The 15,577-nt window shown below is 66.4% G+C and carries 16 protein-coding genes; 11 read left to right on the forward strand and 5 right to left on the reverse strand.

The annotated features are described in order from the left end of the window. Positions 1 to 126: 126 nt before the first annotated feature. The 7 genes from TVB01_RS10850 to TVB01_RS10880 all read left to right on the forward strand — a co-directional run bounded on the left by TVB01_RS10850 (position 127) and on the right by TVB01_RS10880 (position 7,313). Complete coding sequence (locus TVB01_RS10850; RefSeq protein WP_422455917.1) at positions 127 to 351, forward strand: hypothetical protein; 225 nt, start codon at positions 127 to 129, stop codon at positions 349 to 351. A 71-nt stretch (positions 352 to 422) separates the two neighbouring features. After that, entirely contained in the window at positions 423 to 1,382 is a 960-nt protein-coding gene (locus TVB01_RS10855) for a metal ABC transporter substrate-binding protein (protein ID WP_422455918.1), read from the forward strand. After that, complete coding sequence (locus tag TVB01_RS10860; protein ID WP_422455919.1) at positions 1,379 to 2,137, forward strand: metal ABC transporter ATP-binding protein; 759 nt, start codon at positions 1,379 to 1,381, stop codon at positions 2,135 to 2,137. The genes TVB01_RS10855 and TVB01_RS10860 overlap by 4 nt, the downstream gene beginning before the upstream one ends. Then, positions 2,134 to 3,015 (forward strand): metal ABC transporter permease, encoded by an 882-nt coding sequence (locus TVB01_RS10865; RefSeq protein ID WP_422455920.1) that lies wholly within the window; start codon positions 2,134 to 2,136, stop codon positions 3,013 to 3,015. The genes TVB01_RS10860 and TVB01_RS10865 overlap by 4 nt, the downstream gene beginning before the upstream one ends. After that, positions 3,012 to 3,728 carry an IclR family transcriptional regulator gene (locus TVB01_RS10870; protein WP_422455921.1) on the forward strand — a complete coding sequence of 239 codons (717 nt, stop codon included), beginning with the start codon at positions 3,012 to 3,014 and terminating at the stop codon, positions 3,726 to 3,728. The genes TVB01_RS10865 and TVB01_RS10870 overlap by 4 nt, the downstream gene beginning before the upstream one ends. 92 nt (positions 3,729 to 3,820) lie before the next feature. After that, positions 3,821 to 5,758, forward strand: a complete 1,938-nt coding sequence (locus tag TVB01_RS10875) for a heavy metal translocating P-type ATPase (protein WP_422455922.1) — start codon at positions 3,821 to 3,823, stop codon at positions 5,756 to 5,758. 313 nt (positions 5,759 to 6,071) lie between these two features. Continuing rightward, entirely contained in the window at positions 6,072 to 7,313 is a 1,242-nt protein-coding gene (locus TVB01_RS10880; RefSeq protein WP_422455923.1) for a M14 family zinc carboxypeptidase, read from the forward strand. Between the two features lie 131 nt (positions 7,314 to 7,444). On the opposite strand, the gene TVB01_RS10885 is transcribed toward TVB01_RS10880, so the two are convergent. After that, complete coding sequence (locus tag TVB01_RS10885; RefSeq protein WP_422455924.1) at positions 7,445 to 9,742, reverse strand: LLM class flavin-dependent oxidoreductase; 2,298 nt, start codon at positions 9,740 to 9,742, stop codon at positions 7,445 to 7,447. Between the two features lie 64 nt (positions 9,743 to 9,806). Here TVB01_RS10885 and TVB01_RS10890 point away from each other — a divergent pair, with 64 nt between their 5' ends. Beyond that, positions 9,807 to 10,178, forward strand: coding sequence for a winged helix-turn-helix transcriptional regulator (locus TVB01_RS10890; RefSeq protein ID WP_422455925.1), 372 nt, complete (start codon positions 9,807 to 9,809; stop codon positions 10,176 to 10,178). A 13-nt stretch (positions 10,179 to 10,191) separates the two neighbouring features. Here the strand turns inward: TVB01_RS10890 and TVB01_RS10895 are convergent, their stop codons facing one another. Further along, on the reverse strand, positions 10,192 to 11,046 hold the full coding sequence (locus TVB01_RS10895; RefSeq protein WP_422455926.1) for an aldo/keto reductase: 855 nt from the start codon (positions 11,044 to 11,046) through the stop codon (positions 10,192 to 10,194). A gap of 138 nt (positions 11,047 to 11,184) precedes the next feature. Between TVB01_RS10895 and TVB01_RS10900 the strand changes: the two genes are divergently transcribed. After that, complete coding sequence (locus TVB01_RS10900) at positions 11,185 to 11,526, forward strand: PadR family transcriptional regulator (protein WP_422455928.1); 342 nt, start codon at positions 11,185 to 11,187, stop codon at positions 11,524 to 11,526. After that, positions 11,523 to 11,993 carry an HAAS signaling domain-containing protein gene (locus tag TVB01_RS10905; protein WP_422455929.1) on the forward strand — a complete coding sequence of 157 codons (471 nt, stop codon included), beginning with the start codon at positions 11,523 to 11,525 and terminating at the stop codon, positions 11,991 to 11,993. The genes TVB01_RS10900 and TVB01_RS10905 overlap by 4 nt, the downstream gene beginning before the upstream one ends. Before the next feature lie 13 nt (positions 11,994 to 12,006). Here the strand turns inward: TVB01_RS10905 and TVB01_RS10910 are convergent, their stop codons facing one another. Then, positions 12,007 to 12,780, reverse strand: a complete 774-nt coding sequence (locus TVB01_RS10910) for an NADPH-dependent F420 reductase (protein ID WP_422455930.1) — start codon at positions 12,778 to 12,780, stop codon at positions 12,007 to 12,009. After that, positions 12,758 to 13,450 carry an NADPH-dependent F420 reductase gene (locus tag TVB01_RS10915; RefSeq protein ID WP_422455932.1) on the reverse strand — a complete coding sequence of 231 codons (693 nt, stop codon included), beginning with the start codon at positions 13,448 to 13,450 and terminating at the stop codon, positions 12,758 to 12,760. Before TVB01_RS10915 ends, TVB01_RS10910 begins: the two co-directional genes overlap by 23 nt. 243 nt (positions 13,451 to 13,693) lie before the next feature. On the opposite strand from TVB01_RS10915, the gene TVB01_RS10920 reads away from it, so the two are divergent. After that, complete coding sequence (locus TVB01_RS10920; RefSeq protein WP_422455933.1) at positions 13,694 to 14,917, forward strand: hypothetical protein; 1,224 nt, start codon at positions 13,694 to 13,696, stop codon at positions 14,915 to 14,917. 20 nt (positions 14,918 to 14,937) lie between these two features. Here the strand turns inward: TVB01_RS10920 and TVB01_RS10925 are convergent, their stop codons facing one another. After that, a complete protein-coding gene (locus TVB01_RS10925; protein WP_422455934.1) occupies positions 14,938 to 15,507 on the reverse strand; it encodes a hypothetical protein in 570 nt (189 codons plus the stop codon). Between the last annotated feature and the right edge of the window lie 70 nt (positions 15,508 to 15,577).

Here is a 15,577-nt window from a genome sequence, read left to right on the forward strand (position 1 = left end):
GCCCGCCATCGTGCCACCCGGCGCAGCCTGCCGAAAGGGGAAGGGTGCGACGGCTTCTGTGCGGCAGCCCGAAAGAAAAGGCCGGTGCCCGGTTACAGGCGATGGCCCCGGTCCTACACTGGCCGAATGGAGTGGATCGATGAACGTCCCGCCTGGCTTCCGCCCATCCCTCCTCCGCATCGGGGCCGGGCCCGGATCGTGGCGGGGATGCTGCTGGTTTCCGGCGTAATGCTCGCCGTCCTGGTCACTGCTTTTCTGGGCGGGACCATCTCCATGTATCTCTGGTGGCCGCTGGCTGGCGGCCTGTTCCTCCTCGGATCCGGGCTGCTGAGCCGGCGCAGGTACCCCTAAACCCAGCACAACCAGAAAGTTCGGCGTCCCGAACTTGTTTTACACGCCCTGCCGAAGTTATGTTTTCAGGCATGAAGACGACGACGTTTCCGCCCCGGCTGCGACGCCTGGCCACCGCCGCTGCCCTCCTGATCGTCCTCTCAGCCTGTTCCGGTTCCGCCGACGCTGATGGCAGCGGCGACAGCAGTGCTGCCGGCACGGAAGACAAACCGGTGGTCCTGACCACTTTCACCGTGCTCGCAGACCTGGCATCGAACGTGGCAGGGGAACACCTGAGCGTCGAGTCGATCACGAAGGCGGGCGCAGAAATCCACGGCTACGAGCCGACCCCGGGCGACATCCGCCGTGCCTCCAACGCCGACCTCATCCTGGACAACGGCATGTTCCTGGAAGCCTGGTTCGAGCAGTTCACCGCTGACCTGGACGTTCCCCGCGTCATGGTCAGCGAGGGCGTGGAGCCAATCAACATCGCCGAGGACGCCTACGAAGGGCTGCCGAATCCGCATGCCTGGATGTCCCCGCTCAACGCGCAGGCCTACGTGGACAACATGGCCGATGCCTTCGCTGAGCTCGACCCGGAGAACGCCGGCGCTTTCCGGGCCAATGCCGCGGCCTACAAGGAAGAACTCCAGGACGTCCACGACCAGCTGGTGGCCGGGCTCGGGGCGCTGCCGGAAAACCAGCGTGCGCTGGTCACCTGCGAGGGTGCGTTCTCCTATCTGGCGCGCGACGCCGGACTCACCGAGCGCTACATCTGGGCCGTCAATGCCGAACAGCAGGCCACCCCGCAGCAGATCACAGCGACGATCGAATTCGTCAAGGAAAACAATGTCCCGGCAGTCTTCTGCGAGTCCACGGTCTCCGACGCTCCCCTGCAGCAGGTCGTCGAAGCCACGGACACGGAGTTCGGCGGCGTGCTCTATGTCGATTCCCTCTCCGAACAAGGCGGCCCCGTGCCCACGTACCTCGACCTGATCCGCCACGACGCCGAGACCATTCTCGCGGGCCTGACGGGGGCAGACGCACAATGAGCACCTGGGCCCTGGAACTGGACTCGGTGACGGTCAGGTACGACGACGTCACGGCCCTCGACGAGGTCAGCCTCGCGGTTGCGCCGGGGCGGGTCTGCGGTCTGATCGGCATGAACGGTTCCGGCAAGTCGACCCTCTTCAAGTCCCTGATGGGCCTTGTGAAGCCGGTGTCCGGAACGGTCCGGATCAGCGGGATGTCTCCCGCCCAGGCCCGCAAATCCGGGCTGGTGGCCTACGTTCCGCAGAGCGAGGACGTCGACTGGTCCTTTCCGCTCAGCGTGCGGGACGTGGTGATGACCGGCCGCTACGGCCATATGGGCCCCACCCGCCGTCCGCGTCCGGCGGACCGTGACGCAGTTTCCCAGGCACTGGAACGCGTGGAGCTTACTGACGTGGCGGACCGGCAGATCGGCAGGCTCTCCGGCGGGCAGAAGAAACGCGCCTTCGTAGCCCGCGGCATCGCCCAGGGCGCGTCGGTGATGCTGCTCGATGAGCCGTTCGCCGGCGTCGACAAGCATTCCGAGGGAACCATTACCGCCCTGCTCCGGCAGCAAGCCGCCGACGGGCGGACCATCCTCATTTCCACCCACGACCTCCAGGCCCTCCCCCAGCTCGCTGACGAGGCAGCCCTGCTGATGCGGCGCGTCCTGGCGCACGGCAGCCCGCAGGAAGTGCTGCGCCCCGAACAGCTGGCGCGCGCCTTTGGGCTGGACGTGCCCGACGCTGCCGGCCTCCCGGAAGGCGCCCGGCCATGATCGAACTGCTCACCGAACCCCTCGCCTACGACTTCATGGTCCGCGCTCTGGCCACCGCCGTCATTGCCTCGGTGGCCTGCGGCGTCCTGTCCTGCTGGCTCGTCCTGATCGGCTGGTCGCTGATGGGCGACGCCGTCTCCCATGCCGTACTGCCCGGCGTCGTCCTCGCGTATCTGGTGGGAGCGCCCTTCGCCCTGGGGGCGGTGGTTTTCGGGTTCCTGGCTGTTGGGCTGATCGGTCTGGTCCGGGACACCAGCCGGGTGAAGGAGGACGCGGCGATCGGAATCGTGTTCACCACTCTGTTCGCCGCCGGCCTCGTGCTGATCTCCGTGACCCCCAGCCACACGGACCTGAACCACATCATCTTCGGCAACCTGCTCGGCGTCAGCTCCGCGGACCTGCTGCAGGTCGCTGTCCTCGCCGCGCTGACCCTGGGCGTCCTGCTCTTCAAGCGGCGCGATTTCACCCTCTACGCCTTCGACCGGACCCATGCCCACGCCGTCGGACTCAATCCCCGGCTGCTCGGAGCGGCACTGCTGGGGCTGCTGGCTCTGACCGCCGTCGTCGCGCTTCAGGCAGTGGGTGTGATCCTGGTGGTGGCCATGCTGATCATCCCCGGCGCCGCGGCGTACCTGCTGACCGACAGGTTTTCCGCCATGCTCTGGATCGCCCCCGCGCTTGCGGCGGGCTGTGCTGTCTCGGGCGTCTACGCGAGCTACTACCTGGACACTGCCACCGGGCCCATGGTGGTGCTCGCCCAGGGCACCGTCTTTACCCTGGCCTACCTTTTCAGCCCACGTCAGGGCGTTCTTGGACGCGGACTTGCCGCACGCCGCCAGGTCCGCGCCGCACGGCAAACGCCTATGATTGGCGCATGACTTCTGCTGCGTCGCCGGGTTCCGGATCCCAGTCCCAGACCCTCTCACGCGGCATCCAGGCGCTGGAACTGCTGGCTGAAGCCGAAACTCCGCTGAGCATTGCCGAGTTGTCGGTGGGCCTGGGCGTGCACCGCTCCATCGCCTACCGGATCCTGCGGACGCTGGAAGCGCATTCGCTCGTGATGCGCGACGACGCCGGCCGGGTTTCGGCTGCGCCCGGACTCGCCGCGCTGGCCCGGGGTGTGTCCCGCGACCTGCAGTCCGCCGCGCTGCCTGAGCTGACCCTCCTGGCGAACGAACTGTCCATGACCGCATTCATCGCGGTGTGGGACCAGCACGACTGCGTCACCCTGGTCACCGTTGAACCCCGGCACAGCCGCACCGCCCTGATCCAGCGTCCGGGCACCCGGCATTCGTTCACGGCCGGTGCGCCGGGGATTGCCATCCAGTCCGCTGTGTCCGAGGAGCACTGGAACCGGCTCGCCCCCGGGCAGCCGTACCGAGACGAAGCCCGGCTTGCCCGCCAGCGCGGCTACGCGACCAGCCACGGCGAAGTCATCGAGGGGGTCGGCTCCGTCGCGGTTCCGGTCCAGGTGCCCGGCCAGCTGCCGGCGTCGCTGTCCGTGGTGTATTTCGGTCCCGGCAAGGATGAGGCCGGCATCGGCGCGCGGCTCATTGAAAGCGTTCGCCAGATCGAAGCGCAGCTGCACTAGGGCCCGCGTTCCGGCGGCACGTCCGGAGCCGGCGCGGTTAGGCAAGGTTTCTCTTGCTGGCAACCGGCGCCGAAGGAGCCTAAAACGAAGATATGGCCCTTAACCGCGTGTCCTTTCAGAAGGCAGTCCGGACCTATCCGGTGGTGGCTGCGACCGTAGTGGTGCTCGCCGTCGTCCTGCTGCTGTGGGGGACCGGCGCCGCAGGTCCCGCCCGGTGGATCGCCAGCCTCTACACCCTCGGAATGGTGACGGTGACCGGCGCCGGGATGGTCCGCGACATCAGGCGCGGCCACTACGGCCTGGATATCCTGGCCGTCATCGCCATGCTCGCCACCGTGGCCGTGGGCGAGTACATCGCGTCGCTGATCATCGTCCTGATGCTCTCCGGCGGAGAGGCGCTGGAGGACTACGCTGCCGGGCGGGCCAAGGGAGAACTCGATGCCCTGCTGGACCGCGCGCCGCAGATCGCACACCGGCTGCCCGACGACGCCGACACCGGCGGAACACCGAAGCCGGGGCGCACCGAGCTGGCTGAGGACCTTCCCGCCACAGAGGTGGCGGTGGGCGACATCCTGCTCGTCAAGCCCTCCGAAGTGGTCCCCGTTGACGGTGTGCTGCTCTCAGCCTCCGCGTCCTTCGACGAATCATCCCTGACCGGTGAGTCCATTCCGGTTGCCCGCACCGCGGGAGAGGCGGTGATGAGCGGTTCGGTCAACGGCACGCAGGCGGTCCGAATCCGGGCCACCGCGACGACGGCGGACAGCCAGTACCAGCGCATCGTCGCCCTGGTCCGGGACGCGGCGGCGTCCAAGGCTCCCGTGGTTCGGCTCGCGGACCGGTTCGCGATTCCCTTCACCCTTGTCTCCCTGCTGATCGCGGGGATTGCCTGGGCGGTTTCCGGGAACCCGGTGCGGTTCGCTGAAGTGCTGGTCCTGGCCACGCCCTGTCCGCTGCTGATCGCCGCACCCGTCGCCTTCATGGGCGGCATGAGCCGTTCGGCCCGGCACGGCATCATCGTCAAGGGCGGCGCCACACTGGAGCAGCTGGCCACCGCCAGGACCGCGGCCTTCGACAAGACCGGCACCCTGACGTACGGCCGCCCGGAACTGGTGTCCGTGAATCCGCAGCCGGGTTTCAACGAGAATGAGCTTCTGGGGCTCGCTGCGTCTGCGGAACAGTATTCCTCCCACGTCCTGGCCGCCTCCGTGCTGGCCGCAGCGGAGGAGCGCGGCCTGCCCGTTTCCCCGGCAGACACCGCGCAGGAAGTGGCAACCAACGGCGTCGAGGCCCTCATTCACGGCCAAACCGTCCGGGTGGGCAAACGCCGGTTTATTGAGGAAGTGGACCCGTCTGCCGGAAGCGTGGACCTCTCCCCCGGCCAGATGGTGGTCTACCTCAGCGTGGACGGCCGGTTTGCCGGCAGCCTGATCCTCAGCGATACCTCCCGCCCGAACGCTGCCGCCACCCTGGACCGGCTGCGCAGCCTGGGCATCCGTGACACCGTGATGCTGACCGGAGACGGACAGGCGACTGCCAACAGCATTGCGGCCGCCGTCGGCATCTCCGATGTGCACGCGGACCTGCTGCCGGAGGACAAGGTCAACGCTGTAGCCGCCCTGGGGCTGCGGCCGGTCATCATGGTGGGCGACGGCGTCAACGATGCCCCCGTACTGGCGGCGGCCGACGTCGGAATCGCCATGGGTGCGCGTGGTTCCACGGCGGCGAGTGAGTCTGCGGACGCAGTGATCGTGGCCGATGACATCGCCAAGGTCGCCACCGCCATGGACATCAGCAAGCGGACCCTGCGGGTGGCGCTGGGCAGCATCTGGCTCGGCATTGCCCTGAGCCTGGTCCTGATGCTGGTGGCTGCTTTCGGGTTCATCCCGGCAGTTGCCGGCGCCCTGACCCAGGAACTGGTGGACCTGGCCACCATCCTGAACGCCCTGCGGGCGCTGCACGGCAAAACCCTGTTCCGGCGGGCGGCGAAAAACCCTGCAGTGGCTTCAGCGCCGGTCCCCGGCTCCGTTTAGCGGGGCCCCCGGCGCCGGTTATGCCGCAACCCGGTGCCCGGCTGCCGAGATCCCCACGGACGCGCCCACGCTTCCCACACTCTGTGGCAGACGGGACGGATGAGGTCACATCAGTCAACACGCGTCACTGAACGCGGGAAGACCGGCCCAAGGACTGGAAGCGGGAACCGCAGGGGGTAATTCTATTGTTCAAAAAGGCAGTGAGCCAGAGCTGAATTAAATAATGGTTTGAGTTATCCATTTCCTACTATCCGGGGAACGTAAGACCGGAAACGATTAGCCTGCCCCACTCACTTAAGGCAGGAGTCTCACCTTGAAATTTCATCCTCGCACTTCTCGCAGATTATTCGGCGCCGTTGGTGCCGGAGCATTGCTCTGCACTCTTCTGGTCGCCGGCCCGGCTTTGGCCGCCCCTCAGGTGGCCAAAGCGTCAGGCGAAGGTACCTGCAAGCTGTTTGACAACCCCTCCTTCAGCGGCTGGACCAGCTATGCGGAACTGGGCTCGGCGCTGGAGCGCATCGAGCGAACCAGCAAAGGAAAAGTCGCGGTCGACGTCGTTGGCCAGACCCAGCAGGGACGCGACATCTACACGGCCCGGGTCGGCACGGGAGACCGTGTCCTGCTGGTCCAAAGCGCAGTCCACGGCAACGAACGGACCGGCACGGAAGCCCTGCTGGGAATCCTGAAGAAACTTGGTTCCAGTAATGATCCCGCAACCCGCAGGGCACTGGAGAATGTCACGTTGGTGGCAATGCCAATGGTCAACCCCGACGGCGGTGAATTGAACCGCCGCGCAAACGTCATTTCCTGGGATGACATTGAGGAACGCCATCCGCAGCTGGAAGGCGCTCCCCGGGCCTGGTATCACAGCCTGCGCGGCGACGGCATCGAGCTCCCCGGGTTCGACCTGAACCGGGACTTCAACGCCGATCTTGATTACGTCCCCCAGCCGGAGGACCTTCCGGGGGACCCCCGGGACGCGGGTTTCTTCCTCTCCCCTGAGTCCCAGAGCATCCGGGACGTCTACGTTGACCTTCGGGAAGAGTTCGGCGAAGTCGATGCCGTGGTGGACCTGCACCACATGGGTCCGTGCAACGCGCTGACCGGCGGAGAGCAGGACGGCAAGCAGATCTCCGTGGCGCTGGACTATCCGCCGTTGGGCGTCAACGACGGCGCCGCCTACCAGCAGCAGTGGCCGCTCCTGGACCAGGACAAGTCCCGCCGTTATGCCCTAGCCGTTGCCGACGGCATCCGGGACAGCTACGGATCACAGTCCCCGCTCGCCGCAGTCGGACGTTATTTCCATCCGGAGGACCGCGAATATGCAGGCCAGGGCAGGTCTGCTTTCGCCCTCAACGGTTCGGCCACCGTGCTGTTCGAGGTCCGGGGACAGTCGGATGACTTCGGCCAGAAGATGAAGGGCATGCTGGTCCAGTCTGTTCAGACCGGACTGGAGTCCCTGATCGACTCTATGGCCACCGGCGAAGTGGACACCCTCAACGGTGACGACTTCTTCGCCTACCCCGACTACGGCTGGGATACATCGCAGGACTAGCGCCCCACGTCCTGCCCGGTATCGAATTCCGCTCCGCTTTGTGCCAAATGCCCCGGTTTTGCCGGTACGTATTCGGCACAAAGCGGAGCAAACGGGCAAAAAGCAAAAAACGCGTGGTGTACGCTCGCGGCTCACCCAGCCGTGATCGATCCGGTCACGGTACTTGGGCCCGCAGGCTGCTGTTCAGTGGCGATAAAGAAATTGTCGCGGAACAACCCGGACGGATCCCAGGTTGCCTTCAGCGCCTGCAGCCGCAGCAGGTGGCCGGGCGGGAAGGCGCGGGCGACGACGTCGGGCCCGGTGTCCGTTTCGAAGCTGAGGTACATGCCTTCCATCAGCGGAAGCAGGTCGCGCCAGCGCTGCTGCACGTCGTCGGACCGGCCGCCCAAAAGGGAGATCAGGAAGTTCGCATCCCGCCAGCCGAACGCCGTCGAGTCGGCCGGATAACTGCCCACGGCTCCCCCAGCCGAACGGACACTGAGGAAGAGGTGCCGGTCAGTGGCCATGATTCCCGCCAGGCCGCGCGCAACATCGGCGTCCAGATGGCGGACCAAGCCGGAATGGCCGTGCGGCTCGCCCCTGCCGGACTGCCCTTCGCCTGTCAGCGGCACCTCCATCAAGGCCGCGTACGGCATCATCTGAACCAGCTGATCGGCCAGCGGCGCCAGCCCGGCGAAGGGCTGCAGCTGCTCAAGTACGGCGTCCGGATCGCTGGAGTCCACCACGATCACCGCCTGGACCGCGGACGGCCTGCCGGCCCCGGCGAGCCCCACCATGAGCGATCCGGTGACCATGGGATCTGCTGCCTCAACGGTGGTTCCCCACGCCTGCAGGAACGCGGCGACGTCATCGGGAGTGAACACGAGCATCGCGAAACCCACCTGGGCGGCTACCGGGTGCGCTTCGAATTCGAAGGAGACGACGGCACCGAAGTTCGCGCCCGCACCGCGCACAGCCCAGAACAGGTCACTGTTTTCGTCCGCGCTGGCGTGCACCAGGGCCCCGTCTGCGGTGACAACGTCCACGGATCGCAGGTAGTCGATGGTCAGGCCGCGTTCGCGGGCGAACCAGCCGAACCCGGCCGTTGTGGCCAGGCCTCCGACGCCGACTCCGCCGTAGTCCCCGGAGGTGACCGCCAGGCCCAGGGGGGCCAGTGCCTGCGCCACTTCGCCCCAGCGAGCGCCCGGCCCCACCCGAATCCGGTTGCCGTCGCCGACCGTGATGGAGTCCAACGCATCGAGCGCCAGCACGATTCCGCCGGTGTTCAGCGACCTGCCTGAGAGCCCGTGCCCGGCACTGAAGATTCCGAACGGAACATCCCGGTGGCGGGCGGCGAATCGCACCGCTTCCTGCACTTCGGCTGGATTTTCGGGGCGGACGACGACGCCGGGACTGGCGCCGCGGAAGTAGCTGGAGGTGTAGCGGGCGTACCCCGGATCGCCCGGGAACAGTGTCCGGGCAGCCAGTGCTTCCGGGATCGGGTCACCGTGGAACGTCCGGGCCGGTGCCGGTTCAGCAGGGGTGGAATCCGGCAACGGATTCGAGATTGACGCCGGAACTGCGCTGCCGACACGGGCTCGGGCTGTTCGCGCCTGCGCGACCCGGTCACGGACCCGGGGCGCGGTGACTTCGGCGAATCGCCGCAGCTCCGCCGGGTCATCTGAGGCGAGGATGAACACACTCATGCCGTGCCCGGTGGCCAGTTCTGCCAGGTCTTCAACAGAGGACTGCGGTGTCACGTTCAGCAAACGGGTAATCTGCCGCGGGTCCCGACCTGCCTTGCGGGCGGATTCGTCGATGACCTGGTTGCCGCGGTCGACGTCGCCGGGTTTCATCCACGGCAGGCTGGGCAGCCAGCCGTCGCCCTTCCGGCCGATGATTCGCTGCATCCTGGGTTTGTACGCCCCCAGCCAGATGGGGATGTCATGAGCCGGTGCCGGCCCCCGCTCGGCACCGTCCACCCGGTGGAACTGGCCGTCCACGCGTAAGGGCTCCTGGTTCTCGGAGTCCCAGATTCCGCGGATGATCTCCAGCGCCTCTTCCAATCCGCTGACTGCATTTCCCACGGTCAGCTTCGGTGCTCCCATTGCCGCTATAGCGTCGAGGTAGCCCCCGGCACCGATGCCGAGTTCCACCCGTCCGCCACTGAGCCGGTCAAGGCTTCCCAGGGAGCGGGCCAGTACCGCGGGCTGCCGCAGCGGCAGGTTGAGCACGTTCCCCGAGACATGGATGCGCGAGGTCCTGGCAGCTACCCAGGAGAGCAGGGTCCAGGTGTCCAGGAACTTCGGCTGGTACGGGTGATCTTGGAAGGTCACCAGATCCAGACCCAGCTCCTCGCTGAGCAGGGCCAGCTCGACCGGAACCTGCGGCGCGGAAGCCAGCGGGGTGATGAAGCTGCCAAAACGCAGCGGATGCAGGTAATCAGGCATGCCTTCAGCATCTGCTCGCCCCGAACCGTTGACAACCATGGGATAAGCGACTTACTTTTCGTAAGTGACTTCAAACAATAGACCAGCCCCGCCGTTCCGCATCGCTGATGAGGAATGCATGCGGCTCAGCAGCGTCATGGAGATTGTTGGGCGGCGCTGGGTGGGCGGCATCCTGCTGGCCCTGGGCACGGGCGCCGAGCGGTTTACGGAGATCCAGAACCGGGTCCAGGGATTGTCCGCACGGATGCTCACCCTCCGGCTCCGTGAACTTGAGGGCTACGGACTCGTGGAGCGCATCGTGGAACCCACCGTGCCGGTCAGCATCCGCTACCACCTCACCGGCCGCGGCGTTGATCTGCTGCGCGCCCTGCAGCCGATCGGCCAGTACTCGCGCCGCTGGGAAGACGCGCCCGGCGAAGAAGCGGCAGCTTCCTAGGCGCCAAAGGCAGCTACTTCCCGCTGAACACCGGGAACTTGCCGGACTTGCCGTAGTCCGTCACCGTCATCCCGTGCAGGGTGTCCATGTCCGCGTCGGAGATGACGAAGTCAACGTCCGCGTTGGTGCGCATGTGCTCGGGGTTCGTGGTTTTTGGCAGCGGCACGGTACCCAGTTGCAGGGCGTATCGGATGCACAGTTGCGCAACGGAGACCGAATACCGCGCAGCCATGGCAGCCACTTCCGCATTCTGCAGGATCTCCCCGTGGGCGATCGGTGAATATGCCTCCACCAGCATGTTGTTTTCCGTACAGAAATCCAGCAGGTCCGTCGGGGTATTGCCGACGTGGAGCAGGATCTGGTTGACCGACGGCGCCACGGTGCAGGCGTCCAGGATGTTCTCCAGGTCCGCCTGTTCAAAGTTGGAGACACCGATGGACCGGAGCTTGCCGGCGTCGTGCGCTTCCTCCAAGGCCCGCCAGGCTTCCCGGTTGCCTTCCGCGTAGGAGCCGCCGCGCCAGTCGTTCCAGGGCTGCGGGCTGTGGATCATCATCAGATCCAGGTACTCCAGGCCCATGGCGGCGAGCGATCCGTCGATCGCGGACACCGCGCCGTCGTAGTCCTTGATTTCCGCAGCCAGCTTGCTGGAGATGAACAGTCCCCCGCGCGGAACCCCGCTGGACCGCACGCCCTCACCGACGCCGCGTTCGTTGCCGTAGGCCTGGGCGGTGTCGATGTTGCGGTAGCCGATGCTGATGGCTTCCCCCACGGCCTGGGCGGCGGCGCTGTCCTCGATGAACCAGGTACCGAAGCCCAGCTTGGGGATCGGGTGTCCGTTGGCCAGGGTGAAAGTTTCGTCCAGGATCATGGTCCGACTCCTCCGGATGGGCGGATCGTTCTTCCCCTGCCATGGTCCCGCTCGCATCAGGCCAGCGGAATGGCCTGCGAAATTTCGCTGCGGAGGAAGGGGTTGCATGTACTGCAACCTACCGGTAGCGTGCAGTGCATGACACCATCTCGTGAGTCGGTTTTGACGCAGCTCCGCAAAGGCACCGTGGACTACTGCGTTCTTGCCTGTCTGCGCTCCGGACCCGCCTATGGTCTGGAGATTGCCGAGCGCCTCGGGGAGGGAAAGATCCTGTTCGCCAGCGGGGGCACTCTGTATCCGCTGCTCTCACGGCTGCGGCAGCAGGGATGGGTCACCACCACACTGGAGCCGTCGCCTGTCGGACCGCCCCGGCGTTATTACCACCTCACCGGCGAGGGCGAGGCCGCACTGAAGGTCTTTACCCAGACCTGGAACCTGTTCGCCGCGGATGTAACAGCCGCTATTAAGGAGACTTCATGAGCACCACCGAAAGAATGCCGGAACTGCTGGAGGCGTACTTCGCCGACCTTGACCGGGCACTGATCGGTGCTGACCCGCGCGAACACGCGGAAACGGTTCAGGCGATGCGCGAACATGCAGCTGAAATGCTCAGTGTGCATGGAAATTCGGAGCTGACCGCTGAACGCGTCATCGCCGATTTCGGGCCGGTGGAGGAGGTCGCCGCCGCGGCCACATCCGCGCCCGCTGCTCCCACATCAGCTCCGCCCCGTTCCTGGGCGGACATCTGGCTGCTTGCCGGCTCGGTCGCAGGCCTGGTGTTCTACGTGTTCCCGCTGCTCTCCATCGCCATGCTCACCTGGGCGATCCTGAGGCTGCGCCAGTATGCCGGAAACCGGACCCTGCAGCGGGCGGCCCTGTGGGTGTCCGTCGCTGCCGTCGTGATCTCCGTGGGGCTGTTCACCCTTCGCCTGATCCGCGTCCTCTGATGCAGATGCGCGCCTAGAACCGGCGCTGTGCCACGTTGACCCGGGTGGCGGCGTCGAGCGCTGCCTTAAGCTGTTCCACCGGTGTGGCACCTGGCGCGGCATCCGCCTTCTTTTCGTCCGGAACGTTTGGGTCCTCGAAATACAGACGGCCGTAGGCAGGGGTCTCGGGCTCGAACCGCCAGCTGTCCGCCAGGCTCCCGGCGTCGAAGGTATCGAACCCCAGCTGGTCGATGATCCGGGCTGCCTCAGCCTTGGCCTGCTCATCGTCACCGGCGATCGGCAGGGCGGAGCGGTCCGCAGCGCCGCTGGGGCGAGCCAGGGCGGGGATCTGCGCGGCCAGGATGTTGTTGAAAACCTTCACTGTGCGTGCACCGGTGAGTCGCTGCATCAGCTCGCTGGTGGTGATGGAGTTGTCAAGGAGTCCGTCGATGCTGCCGTCACGGAAGGGGTAGTAGTTGCTGCTGTCCAGGACAATCTTGTCTTTCAGGAGTCCCTCCGGAAGGTCCTTCACCGCCTTGAGCGGAATGGCGAGCACGACGGCGGCGCCCGCGTTGGCTGCCTCCTCCACCGTTCCGGCCCGGGCCAGCGGGCCGAGCTCTGCCACCAGGTCCGTGAGTGTCCCGGGTCCGCGCGAGTTGGCGATGACCACGTTCATGTCCGCCGCAACCGCAAGCCGTGCTACGGCAGATCCGATGTATCCGCTTCCGATGATTCCCAGTGTCGCCATGTCTGCGTCCCTTCGGTGGTGGTTAGGCGGTGTGGTCTTAGGCAGCAGTAACCGCGGCACCGGCAAGTTCGCTCAGTTGCGCGGCAGTCAGCCGGGCACCGAACGCGGGTCCGCCCGGCTGCAGGAACCCGGTGCCGGCCAGGGAGTCCACCCGGACAGGGTCGTAGCCTATGCGGTCCACCACCGCGGAGACCAGAGCAACGGCGGCAGGTTGGTTCCCGGCTACGGCCAGGCCCCGCCGTTCCGGGTGCCCGCCCGGTCGGCGGTCCGGTTCCAGGTGGTGGTAGCCGGTGTGGCTGAAGGTCTTAACGACGGCGGCACCGGGGAACATCTCCTGCACCACCTCGGAGGACGTCCGGTCCCCCGCGGCGAAGGCCTGGATTTCGCCGTCGACCGGCGGCCAGTAGTTCATGGTGTCCACCACCACGCGGCCGGCCAGCAGAGCAGGATCAATGCTGTGCAGGCGGTGCAGCGGCAGGGTCAGGACCACCAGGTCCGCTTCCGCGACGGCGTCGTGCGTCCATTTCGGTACGGCGCCCGGGGTCACGAAGTCGATCATCAGCTCCAGCCGGGCGGGATCGCCGGAAGCGGAGATGGAAACCCGGCAGCCGGCGTCGAGCAGTGAACGGGCGACGGCGGTACCTGCCTTGCCTGCGCCGATCACGGCAACGTGTAGCGCGTCGGCGGCGGAGGCGGAAACATGGAGGGCGCTGGGCGGCGTGCTGCTCATGCCTGGGACAACGCGTCCCCGGCTGCGCTCATTCCCCTGGGCAAATGCACGGACCTGCCTGCAGACGGGCAGCTCCAAAAACCCGCGCTGGCGGAGGTGCCTTTACAGCTGCTTTCCCCGGGGCGATCATTGGCGCAGGGACTCCGTGGCCGTGAACCCTGACATAAAGAAACGGACCTCGCCGTAGTCAGGATCAGAAGCGTCGTAGATGCGTTCATTTGCAGGTACCTGAAAGGCAACGCAATGAGACTTCCTCCAGCTCCGCGAAGGGCGTTCTCCATAGTCCTGGCCGCCATGCTCCTGGTCCTGGCCGCGGGGACGGGCGCATTCGCCTCCTCGCCCGCCACGGCCCCTCATTCGCTGCCGGCAGCACCCTCTGGGGAGAACGACGGCACCGGCCCGCAGTTCTACAGCGGAGTAAACGTCGATGTCCGCGATGACGTGTCCGGGGACGTGTACGTGTCCGGCCAGAGGATCACCATCTCCGGAGACGTCACGGGCGACATCATCGCCGCCGGCCAGACGATCAACATCACCGGAAATGTTGACGGTAACGTGCGGCTCGCCGGTCAGGATGTGACCATCAGCGGAGAGGTCTCGCGCAGCGGCACCATCTTCGCGTCAACGGTGAACATTACCGACAGCGGCGTCCTCGGAGACGATCTGGTGGGCGCCGCCGGTGACATCGACATAGCCGGTGTAGTCGGGCGTGATGTGCAGGTTGGGGTTGGTGACCTCACCATCGACGGGGCGGTTGGCGGCAACCTCACCTACAACTCCGCTAACGAGGCCAGCATTGCCGACGGCGCGGTCAGCGGAACTATTGAGCAGATCATTCCGGAACCCGCCGACGAGCCGTCCCCCGGCGAACGGTTTGTTGGCTGGCTGCTTGGCCTGCTCTACGCGCTGGTCGCGTTGAGCCTCATCACCGTGGTCGCAGGATGGCTCTTCCCCCGCTTGCTGCACCACGTCACTGACCGCCTTGTGCCGCGCCCCTGGAAGGCGCTGCTTGTAGGCTTCGTGGCATCGATCGTCGTCCCGTTTGCAGTCCTGCTTCTGCTGTTCACGTTCGTCGGCGCGCCCCTCGCCCTGGCGATCCTGCTGCTCTGGATTACGCTGACACTCGCAAGCTTCGTGTTCAGCGCCTATTACATTGGAAGACTGCTCTTCCGCGGCCGCCAGCACCCGGTCGTTAAGGCGCTCGTCGGTGGAGCCATCCTCATTGTGGCCCTGCACATTCCCTGGCTGAACGTCATCGTCTGGCTAGCCATGGTGTTCTTCGGGGTCGGCGCCCAGCTCCTGTCGATCTACGACCGCCGCCCCTGGCACCGGATAAACGCACAGACGCAGGGTGGCTACGGCCCGGGCGCTGGTCCGGAGAGCGGTCCCCGGTACGACGGCGGCCAGCCCCCGCCGCCCCCGGTGCAGCCGCCGCCTCCGGTCCAGCCGCCGCCTCCGGTGCAGTAATCCCCGGCCGGGGAAGCGCCCTAGCTCTCCAGGTCGTAGACCATGGCGGGATCGCGTTCGAGGATCCGGTCCCGCATCTCGGCCTTCAGTACCTCCAGATGAGCCAGCTCGGCTTCGGTCTTGTCCGGCTTTGCGCCCAGCTCAATGAACTCGTCGGCAACTATGCCGACGTCACGCAGCACGCAGGTGACCGTTGCGTCGCCGGCACTGATCTCGAAAACGTAGCGGGCCAGGGTATTCCCGCGTTCTGGCCGGGCCAGCTCCGGCACCACTTCGAACCGTTCCCCCGTCACGGCCCGGGTGACCAGCTCGAAGGCATCCCGGCCGCCGGGTCCGGGGAAGGCAGTGCGTACACGGATCTGCCGGCGTTCGACCCGGCCGCCGGTGCGGGCTGCCAGTTCCGGCAGCGCCCGGCCCAGCGCAGCGAACGCATGGGCCACACCTCCGGGGAAGCCCGGGCCGTGGTAGCGCATGCAGTCGGTGAAGGTGAAGTCCATCTGCACGCCGTCCTCCCAGACGGAGACTGTGCGGTCCGGGTTTGGGACGGGAGTAGCTTCGGGGCGGTCGGCCGGTGCCGGGGTGGTGCTCATGGTGTGTTCTCGCTCTGTTGATTTGGTCCGTACGGGCAGGTCAGGGCCTCATTGTGGACGCTGTGTGACG

The sequence above is a fragment of the Arthrobacter sp. 7Tela_A1 genome, from assembly GCF_049311065.1.
GTDB lineage: Bacteria > Actinomycetota > Actinomycetes > Actinomycetales > Micrococcaceae > Arthrobacter_B.

What these genes read in the sequence shown, in the direction of transcription:
- TVB01_RS10885 (WP_422455924.1), bottom strand. Translation starts at nt 9,742, where the DNA reads ATGCCTGATTACCTGCATCCGCTGCGTTTTGGCAGCTTCATCACCCCG.
- TVB01_RS10915 (WP_422455932.1), bottom strand. Translation starts at nt 13,450, where the DNA reads ATGAGCAGCACGCCGCCCAGCGCCCTCCATGTTTCCGCCTCCGCCGCC.
- TVB01_RS10905 (WP_422455929.1), top strand. Translation starts at nt 11,523, where the DNA reads ATGAGCACCACCGAAAGAATGCCGGAACTGCTGGAGGCGTACTTCGCC.
- TVB01_RS10895 (WP_422455926.1), bottom strand. Translation starts at nt 11,046, where the DNA reads ATGATCCTGGACGAAACTTTCACCCTGGCCAACGGACACCCGATCCCC.
- TVB01_RS10925 (WP_422455934.1), bottom strand. Translation starts at nt 15,507, where the DNA reads ATGAGCACCACCCCGGCACCGGCCGACCGCCCCGAAGCTACTCCCGTC.
- TVB01_RS10875 (WP_422455922.1), top strand. Translation starts at nt 3,821, where the DNA reads ATGGCCCTTAACCGCGTGTCCTTTCAGAAGGCAGTCCGGACCTATCCG.
- TVB01_RS10850 (WP_422455917.1), top strand. Translation starts at nt 127, where the DNA reads ATGGAGTGGATCGATGAACGTCCCGCCTGGCTTCCGCCCATCCCTCCT.
- TVB01_RS10870 (WP_422455921.1), top strand. Translation starts at nt 3,012, where the DNA reads ATGACTTCTGCTGCGTCGCCGGGTTCCGGATCCCAGTCCCAGACCCTC.
- TVB01_RS10865 (WP_422455920.1), top strand. Translation starts at nt 2,134, where the DNA reads ATGATCGAACTGCTCACCGAACCCCTCGCCTACGACTTCATGGTCCGC.
- TVB01_RS10900 (WP_422455928.1), top strand. Translation starts at nt 11,185, where the DNA reads ATGACACCATCTCGTGAGTCGGTTTTGACGCAGCTCCGCAAAGGCACC.
- TVB01_RS10920 (WP_422455933.1), top strand. Translation starts at nt 13,694, where the DNA reads ATGAGACTTCCTCCAGCTCCGCGAAGGGCGTTCTCCATAGTCCTGGCC.
- TVB01_RS10855 (WP_422455918.1), top strand. Translation starts at nt 423, where the DNA reads ATGAAGACGACGACGTTTCCGCCCCGGCTGCGACGCCTGGCCACCGCC.
- TVB01_RS10860 (WP_422455919.1), top strand. Translation starts at nt 1,379, where the DNA reads ATGAGCACCTGGGCCCTGGAACTGGACTCGGTGACGGTCAGGTACGAC.